Source organism: Micromonospora pisi, assembly GCF_003633685.1.
Lineage (GTDB): Bacteria > Actinomycetota > Actinomycetes > Mycobacteriales > Micromonosporaceae > Micromonospora_G > Micromonospora_G pisi.
In genome coordinates, this window is the sequence record NZ_RBKT01000001.1 from 6,701,192 (window position 1) to 6,717,031 (window position 15,840).

A 15,840-nucleotide genomic window follows, 5' to 3' on the forward strand; every position below is an offset into this window, starting at 1 on the left:
GCTCACTCCCCGAGGGGGCGCAGCCGCAGCACATCGTCGTCGACCGCGACCAGGTGGAAGACGGTGCTGCCCCGGCCGGCCGGCCCGGTCAGCCGTAACCGGTCGTCGGCGTCCGTACGCCACTCGCCTGGTCGCCGGCCCGGTGCGTCGGCCGGCCCCGGCTGGTAGTCGACGAAGGTGCCGTCCGGCCGGAACTCGATCCCGTCCCGACCCCGCGCAGGTGGGAGCGGCCGGTCGGCGGGACGGTAGACCCGTACCCCCGCGTCGTCCTCTTCACGTACGTGCACCCAGCGGCGGAAGAGCGCCTCCGGCGGCTGGTCCGGCGCCGGCCCGGTCATCGGGTCAGGGTGGCGCCGGCGGCCAGGGCGGCCCGTGGACCGGCCAGGGTGGCGGCCATCCGCGCGGCCTGTCCGGCGGTGAACATCACCATCGCATCGTCGTCGGTGTAATCCATGAAGTTCATGAACATGTCCCCATCGGGCCCGTTGTCGCAGCTCACCGTCGGAAAAGTGGGCCGGCCGTAGTTCGGACCGGCCTGGTTCGGGGTGTCGGCGACGAAGTCGTCGCCCCCGCAGCCGTCCCCGTCGTCGCCCCAGATGTGCCGCAGGTTGAGCCAGTGCCCGACCTCGTGGGTGCAGGTCCGGCCGCCGTCGAAGGGCGCGACGGCGGTGCCGTTGGTGCCGAGGGCGGAGTGCAGCAGTACGACCCCGTCGGTCGTCGCCGGACCGCCGGGAAACTGGGCGTAGCCGAGCACCCCGCCGGCCAGTTGGCAGACCCACATGTTCAGGTACCGGTCGGCCGGCCACGGGTCGGCACCGCCGGTGGCGACCGCCTTGACCGCGTCGTCCTCCGGGGAGAACGCCGCCACCTCGGTCCGGGTACGGGTGATGCCGCTGGTCGGTGCGCCGGCCGGATCGGTGTCGGCGAGGAAGAACTCCACCCGGGCGTCCGCCGCCACCGCCCGCCACACCTCGGGTACGGCCGAGATGTCCTCGTTGAGCCGCCGGAAGTCGGCGTTGAGCACGGCGAGCTGGCTGTGGATCTGCTCGTCGCCGACGTTCTGCGCCTCGTCGCGCCAGAGCACGTGCGCCACCACCGGGATCCGTACCACCTGGTCGAGTCGGGAACGTCCGCGCCGGCACTGGTGGAAGGTGAAGTTCTCGATCTCGGCGGCGGTGCTGGCGTACTCCTCCCGCGTGTCCAGCAGCCGGCGGTGCACCGGCATGGTCCCGCACCAGTTCCGCAACACCGCCCCGTCCCTCGTCACCGTCATGTCCCGAGTGTGGACCCGTTACCGGTTTCCGGGTACCGATTCCCGTCTGTTTCGGCTGTCCAGGCGTCGGGGCCTGCCGGTGGACGTACGCACGGGGAGCCGGCCGGACAACCCGGCCGGCCCCCCGTGTCGCGCGTCGGGTCGTGGTGTCAGCCCGCGACGGACTGGTTGTAGTCGTTGATCGGGCCGACCAGGGCCTTCTCCTGGTCCTGGAGCGCCGTCTTCGGGTCGGTGCCGCTGAGCACGGCGGCCTGCATCGCCTGTTCGGCCGCCTTGCGGGCCTGTGGCATGGCGCCGAGCAGGCAGCCCTGGGTCGCCTTGGTCACCTCGGTGTTCTGGAGCTGGGTGATGGCGGTCTGGAACTGCGGGCGGGCGGCCACCCACTGCTTGTCGAGGTCGGTCTCGAGCGCGCCCTTGCTGATCGGGAAGTAGCCGGTGGTGGTGTGCCAGGTGGCCTGCGAGTCCTTGTCCGACAGGAAGTTGACGAACTCCCAGGAGGCGCGCTTGTGCGCGTCGTCCTTGTCCTTGCCCACGACCCAGAGCGAGGCGCCGCCGATGATCGGGCCGCCGTTGTCGGTCGCGTTGATCTTCGGGTAGTTGCCGGTGGCGATCTCGAACTTGCCCTCGGTGCTCTTCAGGAAGCCGCTCACCGAGCCGGTCGACTCCAGGGTCATCGCGACCTTGCCGGAGGTGAAGGTGTTGTCGGCGGTGGTGGTGTTGCTGTCCAGCTTCGGGGCCAGCCCCTCGTCGACCATCTTCTTCCACCACTGCAGGAGCTTGACGTGGTCGTCGGTGGCGAGGTTGAGCTTGGTGCCCCGGCCGTCGCGGCCGTTGCCCTGGTCGCAGTACTCCTGGTTGCCCACGGCGGTGAACTGCTCCATGAACCAGCCGTAGAGCGCGGCGCCGAAGCCGTACTGGCTGACGTTTCCGCTGGCGTCCTTGACGGTCAGCTTCCGGGCCGCCTCGGTGATCTCGTCCAGGGTCTTCGGCGGGTTGGCCGGGTCGAGGCCGGCCTTGGTGAAGGCGGTCTTGTTGATGTACAGCAGCGGCATCGAGGTGTTGAACGGCATCGAGTACAGCTTGTTGTCCACCGAGTAGTAGCCGGCGATGTTCGGCTGGATGTCGGAGGCGTCGGTCTTGTCGACGTCCAGGAACGACTGCACCGGCACGGTCGACTTCGAGTCGATCATGAATCGGGTGCCGATGTCGTAGACCTGGACCACGTCCGGGGCCTGACCGCTGTTCAGAGCCGCCTTGTACGCCGACAGCGTGTCGTCGTACGTGTTCTTGAACTGGAGGTTGACCTTGACCCGGCCCTTGTTCTTCGTGTTGAACTGGTCCGTCAGGGCCTGTAGCGCCTCGCCGTTCTTGCCGGTCATGGCGTGCCAGAAGTCGATCGAGACCTCGCCCTTGCCGTCCAGCGCGCTGGCCGCCGGTGCGGCGTCCCCAGCGGCGGCGGGGGCTGGGTTGTTCGCGGTCGCCGAGCTGCACCCGGCAACCGTGGTGGCCGCGGCGGTGGCGAGCGAGAGCCCGACCACCAGGCGACGCAGAGTGGTACGCACGTTGTTTCCTCTCGTGTGGGTCATGACGAAGAGCCCGCTACTTGACGGCGCCGGCGGTGAATCCCCGGACCAGCCAGCGCTGGCCGAAGATGACCAGCAGCAGGGTGGGCACCAGCGTGATGGTGATGCCCGCGAGCAGCACCGCTGGACTGCCGCCCTCGTTGTCCTTCAACGCGAAGACGGCGGTCTGGAGGGTGTTCAGGGAGTTGTTGCTGGAAGAGATGATCAAGGGCCAGAAGTACATGTTCCAGCCCTGTAGGAACGACCAGACCGCGATCGCGGTGATCGCCGGCCGGGTGCCCGGCAGCAGGATGGTGAAGAGGAAACGCAGGTGTCCGCAGCCGTCGATCACCGCCGCCTCCCGCAGTTCGCGGGGGAACTGGAGGAACGCCTGACGGAGCAGGAACACCCCGAACCCGTTGGCCAGGAACGGCAACACCAGGCTGAGCCGGCTGTCGTTGATCCCGAGCGACCGGATGAAGAGCGCGTTCGGCACCACGATCGACTCGTACGGCACCATGATCGTGCCGAGGAAGACCCAGAACAGCGGCCGGCGCAGCGGCGTACGCATGAACACCAGCGCGTACGCGGCCAGGCACGAGGTGACCACGTGACCGGCCATGATGACCAGACCGACGAAGAGTGAGTTGGCGAAGGCCGGTGCCAACGGCACGACCGGCTGGTTCCACGCCTTGACGTAGCTCTCCACGGTCCAGTGCCCGCTGAACAACTGCGGTGGCTGGTGCAGCAGCGCGCTGGACGGGAGGAACCCGCCGAGTACGGTCAGCAGCACCGGGAAGAGCAGCAGCACGGCCGCGATCACGAGCCACAGGTAGGTGAGAATGGTCGGGGCGGTCCCCGGCCTGGTCGCTCGACCGGTCACCGGTAATGCACCCGCCTCTCCAGGACACCGAACTGGACGGTGGCGATCAGTACGCCCACCACCAGCAGGACCAGGCCCTGCGCGCTGGCCAGCCCGAAGTTGCTGTTGTTGTTGTGGAACGCGTTGTCGAAGATCGAATAGACCAGCGTCCGGGTCTGCCCGTTCGGGCCGCCGTCGGTGATGATCTGCACCTGGCCGAGCGCCTGGAGTGCGCTCAGGGTGGTCGTCACGACGGCGAAGAAGAGGCTCGGTGAGGTCATCGGCAGCACGATGCTGAAGAACTGCCGCAGCCCGCCCGCCCCGTCGATCCGGGCCGCCTCCAGGATCTCCTCGTCCACCCCGGCCAGTCCGGCGCTGATCACCAGCAGGTTGAAGCCGGAGACCATCCAGACCGTCACCCCGGCGACCGTGATCATGGCCCAGGTGGGGTCGGTGGTCCAGTCCGGCGCCGGGATGCCGACCAGGCCGAGTGCCCAGTTCACCGGGGAGATGCCGGGGTTGAGCATGATCAGCCAGACCACGCTGGCGGCCGACGCGGAGTAGGCGAAGGGAAGCGCGAAGGCGGTGCGGAAGATCTTCATACCGGGCAGTCGCTGGGTCAGCGGTGCCGCGATCGCCAGTGGCAGCAGCACGCCCGGTACCACCACCAGCAGCACGAAGACGAAGGTCTGCCCGAGCAGACCGCCGAACGTCGGAGTGAAGAGTTCGGCGAAGTGTGCCAAGCCGACCGACCGGGTCGGGTTGCCGAGGATGTCGTTGCCCCGGGTGGAGAGGTACACCGCCTGGAACAGCGGGAAGATCACGAAGACCCCGAGTCCGGCCAGGCCGGGAACCAGGAAGAGCAGGGCGAGTACCGCCTCGCGGGGGTTGCGGCCCCGGCCGCTCGCGGCGGGCTTGGGGGAGCTGCCAGCCGACACCGCGTCTGGCGGTTTCCTGCTGGTCACGGTTGGTGCGGTCACGAACGGTGAGCCTGCAACGGCCGGGCGTCCGGCCGGGGGAGTCGCGCTGGCGGGAAGGTTGCCGATTGTGGTCAACCGGGTGACGTAACCCAACGGATAGTAGTGATCGCTCCGTGGTTCTTTGGGTGACTACTCCCAGCTCAAAGCCGCCTCAATGCCACCTGTGGACCTTCTGAGGTCACGTATAGTGACTCGTTTATTGATCACAATAGGTGAGGGTGGCCGAATAGGTGAGGGTGGCCGACCGCCATCTTGCCGATGATGGCGGTCGGCCACCGTGGCCGGCCCTACGCCGAAGGCCCGCCGCTAGGTGCAGGCCACCCCGTTGACCGTGAACAGGCCGGGAGTCGGGTTGGCACCGCCGGTGGGCGTGGTGGCGTTCAGGCCGAAGGTGGCGCTGCCGCCGGGGGCGATCCGTCCGTTGTAGGTCTCGTTCCGGGCCGTGACCGTTGCGCCGGACTGCGTCGCCCGGGTCATCCACGCCTCCCGCAGCCGCTGGTCACCGGTGAAGGCGAAACCCGCCGTCCAACCGTTGATCGCGGTGGTGCCGGTGTTGGTGATGGTCACCTGCGCGGTGAAACCACCCCCGCCCTGCCAGGCGCCGTAGTTGACGTAACCGACCCGGCAGTTCGACGCCGGGGGCGCGGTGGCGGCGCCCTGGTCGGCGAGGAACGAGGCGATCCAGGCGAGCGCCGAGTTCCAGTTGATCGCCACCTCGTTGGTCGCGTACGAGGCGATGTCGTCGACGTAGCAGAACATCGGGGCACAACCGGCGAGCAGGTTCGCCGCGAACGGATCGTCCAGACTGGCGTTCGCGCCACCGGCGATCGAGCCGGCCGGCGGATTCGGCGAGGACGGGTCGTACTGGTTGCCGAAGATCCGGCTGTGCTGGTTGCGGGACGCCTGCTCGCCCCAGCCGGTCACGTACGACTGGTTCAGCGCGTTGCGGCCGAAGATGTAGTCCATCCCCTGCACCGCGCCGTCACGGTAACGGGCGTTCCGGGTCAGGTCGTACGCCGTGGCGAGCACCACCGCGTTGTTGATGATGTTGCTGTTGGCGCCCCAGAAGTAGCTGCCCGGCCCGCCCGGCATCGGCAGCCCGTACGCCTGGCCGGCGAGGGTGGTGAGGTAACCGTCGGCGGCGCTGACCACCGAGGCCCGGATCCGGTCCCGCTCCTGCGGCGGCAGCCCACTCGGTACGGTCGCCAGGTCGAGCCGGCCGAGCGCCGCCGTGCTGCCCCAACCGAAACCGTTCGGGTCGAAGACGTTGCCGGTGTGGTGCGGTGAGGCGGTCAGGTCGGCCAGGTAGGCCGCCGCGCCGGTGCTCAGGTACAGCTCGGCCGCGGCCCAGTAGAACTCGTCGCTGACGTCGCCGTCGCTGTACGCCCCACCGCCGTTGCCGTCCGTCGGGCTGGCGTGGACGGCGGGGTTGGCCTTCGCCGCCGCGTACGCGGTCCGGGCGGCGGTGCCGCACCGGGTGGCGAACGCCGGGTCGTACGGCGCGTAGAGCCGGGCGCACTGGGCGGCGGTCGCGGCCAGGTTGAGCGTCGCGGCGGTCGACGGCGGGTGCAGTTCCCGCAACTGCGGGTCGTCCTCGGGGGCGAGCGGCAGCCCGGTCCAGTTCTGGTCGTGCAGCTTGTGGTGGGCCATGCCGGCCTTCGGTTTGCCCGCCGGCACCTGCATGCGGAGCAGGAACTCCAGCTCCCAGCGGGCCTCGTCGAGGATGTCGGGCACGCTGTTGCCGCGTTCGGGCACCCGCAGGGTGTTGTCGCCGAGTCCGGCGCCGAGGCCGGCGGTGGGTGCGGTCTTGGTCCGCTCGAAGGCGTTCAGGAGCTGGTAGGTGGCGATGCCGCCGTTGACCACGTACTTGCCGTGGTCGCCCGCGTCGTACCAGCCGCCCCGGGCGTCCAGCCGGTAGTCACAGACACCGGGCTGGCAGGGCACGTCGGTGTCGCCCTGGTTCGGCGCCACACCGAGGTGACCGGCGGGGCGGGCGTACTCCTCGCCGACCAGGGCGCCGTCGATGGCGATGCCGCTGCGCTGGATGTAGAAGAACTGGAGCGAGTCGGAGCGGAGCTGCTGGTAGATGGCACCGGAGATGTCGAACGGGTGGCTGGTTTCGCCGTCCGCCACCAGCGTGTAGCCGGTGCCGACGGTCCGGTAGCCGGTGAAGTCGACACTCTGCACCCGCTGCCCGGAGGCGGCGTCGGTCCCGCGCGGGGTGGCGAGCCCCTGGGCGACCACCGCGCCGGTGGCGGACTTGAGCTGCCAGGGCAGCGGGTCAGTCGCCGGACTGACGATGGTGGCGTTCTTCGGGCCGCCGGGCAGGTAGCCGATCTGGTTCACCCGTACCCGGGGGCCGGTGTCCGGCACGTACGGCGGCTCCTCCTCGCCGCCGCGCAGGGAGACGTTGTCCAGGCAGAAGGTGTAACCGGTGGTGTTGCCGCCGACCTGGAAGGCGACCTGGCCCAGCTCGGTGTCGGCGGTGGCGGTGAAGGTCCGGGTGATTCGCTGCGGGTCCGCGCCGAGTGGCACGTCCGCCACGAAGAACGAGGTGTACGGTTCCGCGCCGAGCTGCACCGCCGCGCGGACCGTCGCGCCGGGCGTGGCGGAGGCATCGAAGGCGAGGGTGTACGTGGACCCGGCGATCAGTGGCACGTCGTTCTGCCCCACTCCGCCGTCCCATGGGTTGGCGAGCCCGCCGGGTACGACCGAGCAGAGCCGTCCGTCCTGTACCCCTGTGCTGGTGGTGCCGTACGAGTACCAGCCGTCGGTGCCGTTGGCGAAGTCGCCGTTGGCGAGTTGCTCCGGTCCGGCCGGGTCGTCCGGCGGTTCGGTGGAGCCGTCGCTGGTCAGCGACACGTCGTCGAGACAGAAGGTGTACGGCTGGGCGCTGCCGCCGAGTTGGAAGGTGAGGGTGCCGTCGGTGGCGTCGAGGGTGCCGGTGAACTCGTAGGAGAGGTTCTGGGTGGTCGGGGTGAGCGACAGGTCCCGGGCCAGCACCGTGGTGTACGGCGCCTCGTTGAGCTGCACGTTGGCCTTCACGGTGACCTCGGCGCTGGTCGAGGCGCGCAGCGTGAGCGCGTAACCGGCGCCGTCGGTCAGCGGGATGCCGTTGTGTCCGAGGCTGGCGTCCCAGGGGTTGGCCAGCCCGCCGGGAACCTCGGCGCAGAGCCGGCCGTCGACCACGGCGAGACTGAGGTTGTCCGTGGCCCACCAGGGGGCGGTGCCGCTGTCGAAGGTGCCGTTGACGATGTGTTCGGTGGGCGCGGCCTGTGCGGGGCTCGGCGCCGGTCCGATGAGGCTGACGGCGACGGCGGCCACGGCGAGGAGTGCGACGGCCCGCCGGTGGCGTCGGGGTCGGGTCACGGGGCTTCCTTCCGGTGGGGTGCGTGCCCGCGGTGACGCCGACTCGGCCGGTCCCGCGGCAAGGACATCGAGAGCCATGGTTGGGAGCGCTCCCAGTACAGCAGCGATGTTGCCAGGCCGTTTCCGGGCTGTCAATCAGTGATCCTGAATGTATCGGGTTGCCCCTTCGGGTGACGCGCTCCGCGACCATCGGTGGCACGATCGGCTAGCCGACAGCGGACGCGAGGCGTGACGGCTGTCCGGGCGCCGGCCAATGGGCCAAAATGGATGGTTCCGACCATGATGATCGGGGGACAGGGTGACCGAGGCGGATGCGGGTGCCCGGCGCGCGTCGGTGGCCCGTGGGGCACGGCTGGTGGCCGTGCTCCTGAGCATCGTGGTGGCCGTGGCCGCGATCATCGTCACCGTGGTGCTCACCGGTCCGCCGTCGGAGCAGGACCTGCTCCGCGACGCGGGTGTGATCGGCAAGCGGCAACTGCTGATCGGCGTCAAGGACGACCAGCCGGGCATAGCCCTGCTCGACCGGGACACCGGCACCTTCTCCGGTTTCGACATCGACATCGCCTGGATGATCGCCGCCGACCTCGGCTTCCGACGCGACGACGTACGGTTCCTCGCCATCGAGAGCGAGGACCGGGCCAAGATGCAGGCGCGTACGGACGAGGGACAGTTCGTCACCGTCGACCTGGTGATCGCCTCGTACAGCATCACCGACGAACGGGAACAGCTCACCGGGGTGAGCTTCTCCGCGCCGTACCTGACCACCGAGCAGTCGGTCATCACCCGCCGGGACTACGCCGGGCCGGTCGACACCCTGGTCGATCTCCGGGGCAAGCGGGTGTGCAGCCTCTCCACCGCCACCTCCGAGTCGCCCGCCGCCCGCGCCGGAGTCGAGCTGATCAGCAAGAAACGGATCAGTGAATGCGTCGACGCGCTGCTCAAGGGGGACGTGGAGGCGGTCACCACGGACGCGGCCATCCTGGCCGGCTTTGTCGCCCAGCATCCGGAGCAGCTCTCGCACCATGACATCGGGCTGGACCCGTCCGAGAAGTACGGCGTCAACACCGGCGACAACGAGGCCCTGCGGGACCTGGTGAACCTGTCGCTGTACGACTCGCTCAACGATCCGCAGGATCACCGCTGGGAGGACGCGTACGACAAGCACCTGCGTCCGGAGCAGCCGGTCAACCTGCCCCAACAGGTCGCGGTCGACCGGCAGCCGACGGTGGAGAAGGTGGAGGTACGGCGGTGGCCCTGGGAGACGGCGGCGATCGGCGCGCGGGCGGTACCGGCGAACCGGCCGTAGGCGATGCCGGTGATCCGGTTGTGGGTGGTGCCGGCGACCGTTCGGCGAGCGCCCGCCAGGCCCAGCACTGGCTGCTCACCGTTGTCCCGGCGTTTCCGTTGCTCCTGCTGGTGTTACGGCTCTGGCACCTGAGCCGGCAGGACCTTTCCACGATGCTGCTCCTGGTCCAGTACGTGAGCCCGCTCGGTCTGCTCAGCGCGTTGCTCATCACGCTGGTCTGGGTGCTGCCGCTGGCCGTCCTGGTGGTGGCCGCACTGGGCACCCTGCTCTGGGTCAGCGCCCCGGACCGGTTCGATCCGGAACGTTCCCTGCTGGCCCGCACCACCGTCCGGATACCCGACTGGGTCGTCATGGCGGCGGTGCTGCTGGCCCTGCTCACCTGGCAGCTCAGGTTCCTGCCCAGTCTGCTGATGCTGGCCCTGTCCATCCTGGGCCTGCGCACCCGACGCCGGTACGCCGACGACCGTCTCCGGGTGCGTCTGGTCTGCGTCGTGCTGCCGATCTGCGTGGCGTTGCTGGCAGGGTTCTGGCTGGCCCCGGCGGTGATCGACGCGGTGCGGGCCGGCGAGCTGGTCACGGTGGCGCTGCTCGGCGTACCGCTGCTGCTGGCCGTCTTCCTGACCGGCCCGATCCCGCGTCGGGTCGCCCCGCCGTTGACCCGCTGGGTGCTGATCGCGGCGGCGCTCACCGCGCCGTTCGTGCTCGGTGCGATCTTCCTGCGGGCGCCGATCCTGCCGACCGTGGCGGTGGAGCTCCTCCCGGTCGGGGCGGCCGAGGGCGACCAGCCGGACACGGTGCTGATCGGTCGGGTGATCACGGTGGACGACCGCAACACCACCCTGCTGGACAGGCGGGGTCTGGTGCGCTTCGTCCGCAACGATCAGGTGTGGTCGCAGACGCTCTGTCCCGAGCTTGAACAGGTGCCGTACAGCGTCGTACGGGTGCGGGGCTGGCACGTGGAGGAGACCGCGCTGGAGTGGGCGATTCCGCGCCGTACGCCGGTCGACGCCGATCCGCGTTGCGCCGGCCGATTGGCCGAAATCCAGACCAACCCACACCAATCCGTAACTCGATAACTACACAAGGTTAATTCGTGGTGTTTGTGGTTCGCTCACGGAGATCTACTAGAGACACGGTGCCCCCTCGCCTGGCAGGCTGCCTGCCATGACCCTCAAGCTGCGTGCCGCGGCGGTGACCGATCGTGGCCTGATCCGGAGCGGAAACCAAGATTCCGTGCACACCGGTTCCTGGCTCGTCGCCGTCGCCGACGGCATGGGCGGCATGGCCGCTGGGGACCTGGCCAGCCGCATCGCGATCGAGACGATCGCCCCGCTCGACCAGCCGACCCCGGACGAGGACCTGGTGGCGGTGCTGCGTGACGCGCTCGCCGAGGCAAGTGCCCGGATCCGTGCCGCGGTCGAGGCCGAGCCGACCCGGCAGGGCATGGGCACCACCCTCACCGCCCTGCTCTTCTCCGCCGCCGGCACCGGCCTCGCCCTGGCCCACATCGGCGACTCCCGGGCCTACCTGCTCCGCGACGGCATGTTCACCCAGGTCACCCGTGACGACACCTTCGTACAGCTACTGGTCGACCAGGGCGTGATCGACGCCGAGCAGGCACGTAGTCACCCCCGGCGGGCAGTGGTCACCCAGGCCCTCCAGGGCGAACCGGCGAATCCGGCGTACGCCACCGCCACTCCGGTGGCGGGGGACCGGTGGCTGCTCTGCTCCGACGGGCTCTCCAACGTCGTCCGCTCCGACTCGCTGGCCGAGGCGCTCCACTCCTACCCGGACCGCGACGCCTGCGCCAAGCGACTGGTCGACCTGGCCCTGCGGGCCGGTGGGCCGGACAACATCACCGTCGTGGTGGCCGACGTCGTCGACGAAGACGACCGCTGACCCGGTTCACGGGATCAGGACCGGGGCGGCTTGACCCGCCCGCTCGGCTTGGCCGTACGCGGATCGTCCGGCCAGGGGTGGCGCGGGTAGCGGCCGCGCAGCTCGCTGCGTACCCGGAGATAGCCGGTCTGCCAGAACGACGTCAGGTCACTGGTGACCGCCACCGGCCGGCCCGCCGGGGAGAGCAGTTGCAACCGCACCGGCACCCGACCGTCGGCCAGTCGGGGCACATCCGGCCAGCCGAAGATCTCCTGCAACTTCACCGCCAGTGCGGGTGCGCCCGGATCGGTGTAGTCCACCCGGATCCGCGAACCGCTCGGCACGGCCAACCGTTCGGGCGCCAACTCGTCCAGCCGCGCCGCCTGCGCCCGCGGAACCAGCCGGCGTAGCGCCGAGGCCACGTTGACCCGGTGCAGGTCGGCCCGGCGACGGGCACCGGCCAGCTCCGGCGCGAGCCACTGTGGGGCGGCGGCCAGCAGCGACGCGTCGTCCACCAGCGGCCACTCGTCGCCGAACGCGTGCCGGCAGAAGGCCAGCCGCAACCGGGTCGACTCCGCCTCAGCGGTCCAGTTGAGCAGGTCGAGCCCGACCTTGCGCAGACCGTCGAGCAGGGCGGCGGTGAGCTGCTCCTGATCCGGTTGCAGCAACGGACGTTCGGTCAGGACCAGCGCGCCGAGCCGCTCCACGTCCCGGGCGAGCACGTCGTCACCGGACCACACCACCTCCCGGTCGTGCCGCAGCGTCGGCGCACCCGCCTCCCGGGCGGTCGCCTCGTCGATCACCGCGGCGAGGCGGATCTGCGCGCCGCGCCGGCCCGGGGCGCGGTCCGCGACCGCCACCGCGAGCCAGCGCGAGCCGGTCAGCGGCGAGCCGGCCGCCAGGTCCGCCGCGGTCCCGCCCGCCATCAGGTACGTGGTGCCGCTCCGTTGCCGTACCCGGGCCAGCCGTTCCGGGTAGGCGAGTCCGACCAGCAGCCCGGCGGCGAGGTCGTCGGTGAGCCGACCCCCGTCGCCTCCCGACCCGCCGGTGCCGGCGGTGCCGTTTCCGTCCGCGGTGGCCGCGTCGCGGAGCCGCTTCACCTCGGCCCGCCACCGGGCGGTGACGGCCGGGTCCGTACCCCCGCGCAGCCGCCGCCAGACCGCGGCCAGATCGTCGTCGCGCCCCACCACGGAGTCCTCGGACAGCAGCGCCACCACCTCGGCGGCCCGCTGCGCGCCGAGGAGGTCGGTCCCGTCCAGCAGCGCGCGGGCCAGGCGCGGATGGGCGCCCACCGAGGCGATCACCCGTCCCCGCCCGGTGACCCGCCCGTCCCCGTCCACCGCGCCGAGCGCGGCGAGGGTGGTGCGGGCGACCTGCATGGCGGCGGCCGGCGGGGGATCGGGCAAGGTGAGCCCGGCCCCGTCCGGCTGCCCCCAGCACGCCAGTTGCAGGGCGAACGCGGTCAGGTCGGCGGTGGCTATCTCCGGTTCCGGTTGCGCCGGCAACCGCTCGTGGGTCGCCTCCAGCCAGCACCGGTAGACCCGGCCAGGTGCCTCGCGGCCGGCCCGGCCGGCCCGCTGGGTGGCCGCCGCCCGTGAGACCGGGACGGTGACCAGGGCACCGAGGCCCCGGGCCAGGTCGGTGCGGGCCACCCGGCTCAGCCCGGCGTCGACCACCACCCGTACGCCCGGCACGGTCAGGCTGGTTTCCGCGACGGTGGTGGCGAGCACCACCCGGCGCCGGGCTCCCGGGCGCAACGCCGCATCCTGGTCCGCGCCCGACTGGCGGCCGTGCAACGGCAGCAGGTCGACCTCACCACGTGACCCGGAGAGCCGGCTGGTCACACCGGCGATCTCCCCCGCACCGGGCAGGAAGACCAGCACGTCGCCGTCGGCCTCGTGCAGCGCCCGGCGTACGGTCGCCGCCACGTGGTCCAGCAGGCGCGGGTCGACCCGCAGCCCGTGCGGCGGGTCCACCGGCCGGGTCGGCGGCGCCCAGACCACCTCGACCGGGTGCAACGCGGACGACGCCTCGATCACCGGCGCCGGGCGGGTGCCGGCGGTGCCGAGTACGGCGGCCAACCGCTCCGCCTCGGCGGTCGCCGACATCGCCAGCAGCCACAGTTCGGGGCGGAGGGTGGCGCGTACCTCGACCGCGAAGGCGAGCGCGAGATCGGAGTCGAGATGGCGCTCGTGCGCCTCGTCGAGCAGGACCGCACTGACCCCGGCCAGCTCCGGGTCACGCTGGAGTCGCTGCACCAGCAGCCCGGTGGTGACCACCTCGATCCGGGTTCGTGGGCCGACCCTCCGCTCACCGCGTACGGCGAAGCCGACCGTCGCACCGACCTTCTCCCCGAGGAGCGAGGCCATCCGTCGTGCGGCCGCCCGGGCGGCGATCCGACGCGGCTGGGCGACCACGATCCGGCCCTCGAGGGTCTCGGCCAGGGCCAGTGGGACCAGGGTGGTCTTGCCCGTACCCGGCGGTGCGACCAGCACCGCCGCACCGTCGTCGTGGAGCGCGGCGAGCAGCGCCGGCAGCACATGGCGGACGGGCAGGTCGAATGTGGCGGCCTCGGGTAGCACCGGGCCAGTGTCGCACCGGCGCCCGGCCGGAGCCGGTGCGGCTGGTCGATCGGGGCGGAGCAGGCCGCCCGGGGCGGTCAGTCCGACGGGGTGAACGAGCCTTCCCCGGCCCCGGTGACGAATGCGTTCCACCCGGCGGTGCCGAACACCAGCACCGGACCCGGGCGGTCCTTGGTGTCCCGCACCGCCACCGCGCCGTCGAGGATGGCCACCTCGACACAGTTGCCGTTGCCGCTGCTGCGGCGGCTGGTACGCCACGTGGCCTGAGTCAGGTCGAGTCCCGTCATTGGCACCCCTCGTCTCTCCCCCGATGAGCCACCGGATCGGTCACAGATAGTTACGAGAAGCCTCCCGGATCCGGGTCTTCGACTCCGCCGGAGTGAGCGCCATCCGGCACAGCTTCTCGTGCAGAAGGGTATACCCGAGCACATGATCGGCTTCCTCCAGAGCCAGCCCCATCGTGAGGTTTTCCAGGTAAACCACGGATGCGTCGGCGGCCTCGGCGAAGCCGAGGATGACGTACGGGGTGGTCATCGCCGGGTGCCCGCCAGCGGAGAAGGGAAGTACCTGAATCGTTACGTTCGGTAACTCGCTGAGATTGACCATGTGGGCCAGTTGGTGGCCCATCACCGTCGCCCCACCGACCGGCCGGAGCAGCACCGCCTCGTTGAGAACCACCGACAGTCCGACCGGCGGGTCGCGGTGCAGTACCTCCTGACGTTTCAGCCGAGCGTCGACCTTGCGGTCCACTCCGGCATCGCCGGCGGTGAGCAGGTAGATGGCGCGGGCGTACTCCTCGGTCTGGAGCAGTCCCGGTACGGACTCGGCCTCGTACGTCCGCAGCGAGGCCGCCTCGGCCTCCAGCCCGACGTAGAACTCGAACCAGTCCGGCAGCACGTCGCTGTAGCTCTGCCACCAACCGCGCTGCTGCGCGCCCCGGGCGATCTCGATCAGCGCCTCGGCCGCCTCGCCGGTCACCTGGTAGAGCGCCAGGGCGGCGCGTACGTCCCGGGGCTTGATGCCGATCTGCGCGTTTTCGATCCGGGACAGGTTGCTCTTGGACATGTCCAGTTGGCGTGCGGCCTGGTCGAGGGTCATCCCGCCCCGCTCGCGCAGTTGACGGAGTTCCCGGGCGATACGGCGACGGCGGACGGTTGGGCTGGCGGTCACCGGGCGAGTCTCGCACGGCTGGAGCCGCAGGCCGGGTGCCCGGTCGTGAAACCGATTGAATCCGGGAGTTGCATTGCATCAGTGGCACGGTGCATCCTTTTCCCGGCGTCGATCAAATACATGTCCTTCCGGTGTGGACAGTCCACATGCGGCAGACGGGCCCAAGGGGAGAGTCGTGCTACTCGCGGACGAGTTCTTCCTGATCGCGCACGACGACGCCAAGGGCAGGCCCCGGCTGCACGCGTCCGCGACCGGACTGGGGCTCGCCGCCGGGCTCCTCGGCGAGCTGCTGCTGGCCCGCCGAATCGTGATCGGCGGGGGCACGGTGACCGTGGTCGACCGGCGACCACCGGACGACGCCCTGTCGCACACCGTGCTGGACCAGTTGGTGGGGGAGCCGGAGCACCGGTCCATCCGTACCTGGCTGATGTTCTTCGGCAACAGCGCGGTCGACTCGGTCGGCGAACGGCTCGCCCGAGCCGGCACCGTACGCCGGGAGGAAACCCGACGCATGTTGCGCACCACGGTCACCTACCGCCCGGTGGACATTAACGCGGCGGCCTGGCCGGTCACCCGGTTGCGGGCGTCGCTCGGCCGGGCCGAACCCCCGTCGACGGCGGACGTGCTGCTGCTCGCCCTGCTCACCGCGACAAACCTGCTGCGTGAGGTGCTCTGGGGCACCGATCCCGGAGTGCAGCAGCGGCTCAACCAACTGATAGACGGGCTGCCGCCGCCGCTGAGCGAGTTGGCCCGGCATACCGAGGCGGCCGTCGGTGCCGCCATCCTCGCTGGCCGCCCCTAACCAGCCGCACGTAAGGAAGGGCCCCTTGTTATCGGATTTTGTATAGGAAGGGGCCC

At 70.6% G+C, this 15,840-nt stretch carries 13 protein-coding genes; 4 read left to right on the forward strand and 9 right to left on the reverse strand.

Translation table 11 applies throughout. From position 1 onward, the window contains the following. Positions 1-2 precede the first annotated feature (2 nt). From BDK92_RS28895 to BDK92_RS28920, 6 genes are all read right to left on the reverse strand, one after another. Positions 3-338, reverse strand: coding sequence for a hypothetical protein (locus BDK92_RS28895; RefSeq protein ID WP_121159526.1), 336 nt, complete (start codon positions 336-338; stop codon positions 3-5). Further along, entirely contained in the window at positions 335-1,273 is a 939-nt protein-coding gene (locus BDK92_RS28900; RefSeq protein WP_211349405.1) for a zinc metalloprotease, read from the reverse strand. Before BDK92_RS28900 ends, BDK92_RS28895 begins: the two co-directional genes overlap by 4 nt. A 149-nt stretch (positions 1,274-1,422) precedes the next feature. Then, entirely contained in the window at positions 1,423-2,835 is a 1,413-nt protein-coding gene (locus BDK92_RS28905; RefSeq protein ID WP_170208724.1) for an ABC transporter substrate-binding protein, read from the reverse strand. A 37-nt stretch (positions 2,836-2,872) separates the two neighbouring features. Further along, positions 2,873-3,718: a carbohydrate ABC transporter permease gene (locus BDK92_RS28910; protein WP_121159528.1), complete on the reverse strand. Its 846-nt coding sequence runs from the start codon at positions 3,716-3,718 to the stop codon at positions 2,873-2,875. Next, on the reverse strand, positions 3,715-4,677 hold the full coding sequence (locus BDK92_RS28915; RefSeq protein WP_211349406.1) for a carbohydrate ABC transporter permease: 963 nt from the start codon (positions 4,675-4,677) through the stop codon (positions 3,715-3,717). The genes BDK92_RS28910 and BDK92_RS28915 overlap by 4 nt, the downstream gene beginning before the upstream one ends. Before the next feature lie 306 nt (positions 4,678-4,983). Continuing rightward, positions 4,984-8,046, reverse strand: coding sequence for a glycoside hydrolase family 9 protein (locus BDK92_RS28920; protein WP_246017304.1), 3,063 nt, complete (start codon positions 8,044-8,046; stop codon positions 4,984-4,986). Between the two features lie 298 nt (positions 8,047-8,344). On the opposite strand from BDK92_RS28920, the gene BDK92_RS28925 reads away from it, so the two are divergent. From BDK92_RS28925 to BDK92_RS28935, 3 genes are all read left to right on the forward strand, one after another. Then, positions 8,345-9,352 carry a transporter substrate-binding domain-containing protein gene (locus BDK92_RS28925; RefSeq protein WP_121159531.1) on the forward strand — a complete coding sequence of 336 codons (1,008 nt, stop codon included), beginning with the start codon at positions 8,345-8,347 and terminating at the stop codon, positions 9,350-9,352. Further along, complete coding sequence (locus BDK92_RS28930) at positions 9,295-10,428, forward strand: hypothetical protein (protein ID WP_246017305.1); 1,134 nt, start codon at positions 9,295-9,297, stop codon at positions 10,426-10,428. The genes BDK92_RS28925 and BDK92_RS28930 overlap by 58 nt, the downstream gene beginning before the upstream one ends. Before the next feature lie 88 nt (positions 10,429-10,516). After that, positions 10,517-11,251 carry a PP2C family protein-serine/threonine phosphatase gene (locus BDK92_RS28935; protein ID WP_121159532.1) on the forward strand — a complete coding sequence of 245 codons (735 nt, stop codon included), beginning with the start codon at positions 10,517-10,519 and terminating at the stop codon, positions 11,249-11,251. A 14-nt stretch (positions 11,252-11,265) separates the two neighbouring features. On the opposite strand, the gene hrpB is transcribed toward BDK92_RS28935, so the two are convergent. The 3 genes from hrpB to BDK92_RS28950 all read right to left on the reverse strand — a co-directional run bounded on the left by hrpB (position 11,266) and on the right by BDK92_RS28950 (position 14,982). Then, a complete protein-coding gene (gene hrpB / locus BDK92_RS28940) occupies positions 11,266-13,812 on the reverse strand; it encodes an ATP-dependent helicase HrpB (RefSeq protein ID WP_121159534.1) in 2,547 nt (848 codons plus the stop codon). 77 nt (positions 13,813-13,889) lie between these two features. Beyond that, the gene (locus tag BDK92_RS28945; RefSeq protein ID WP_121159535.1) at positions 13,890-14,099 is read right to left on the reverse strand and encodes a DUF397 domain-containing protein; all 210 of its coding nucleotides are present in this window, start codon (positions 14,097-14,099) and stop codon (positions 13,890-13,892) included. 40 nt (positions 14,100-14,139) lie between these two features. After that, complete coding sequence (locus tag BDK92_RS28950; RefSeq protein WP_121159537.1) at positions 14,140-14,982, reverse strand: helix-turn-helix domain-containing protein; 843 nt, start codon at positions 14,980-14,982, stop codon at positions 14,140-14,142. A gap of 175 nt (positions 14,983-15,157) precedes the next feature. Here BDK92_RS28950 and BDK92_RS28955 point away from each other — a divergent pair, with 175 nt between their 5' ends. Beyond that, on the forward strand, positions 15,158-15,784 hold the full coding sequence (locus BDK92_RS28955) for a GOLPH3/VPS74 family protein (RefSeq protein ID WP_121159538.1): 627 nt from the start codon (positions 15,158-15,160) through the stop codon (positions 15,782-15,784). Positions 15,785-15,840: the final 56 nt, after the last annotated feature.

What these genes read in the sequence shown, in the direction of transcription:
- BDK92_RS28895 (WP_121159526.1), bottom strand. Translation starts at nt 338, where the DNA reads ATGACCGGGCCGGCGCCGGACCAGCCGCCGGAGGCGCTCTTCCGCCGC.
- BDK92_RS28900 (WP_211349405.1), bottom strand. Translation starts at nt 1,273, where the DNA reads ATGACGGTGACGAGGGACGGGGCGGTGTTGCGGAACTGGTGCGGGACC.
- BDK92_RS28935 (WP_121159532.1), top strand. Translation starts at nt 10,517, where the DNA reads ATGACCCTCAAGCTGCGTGCCGCGGCGGTGACCGATCGTGGCCTGATC.
- BDK92_RS28945 (WP_121159535.1), bottom strand. Translation starts at nt 14,099, where the DNA reads ATGACGGGACTCGACCTGACTCAGGCCACGTGGCGTACCAGCCGCCGC.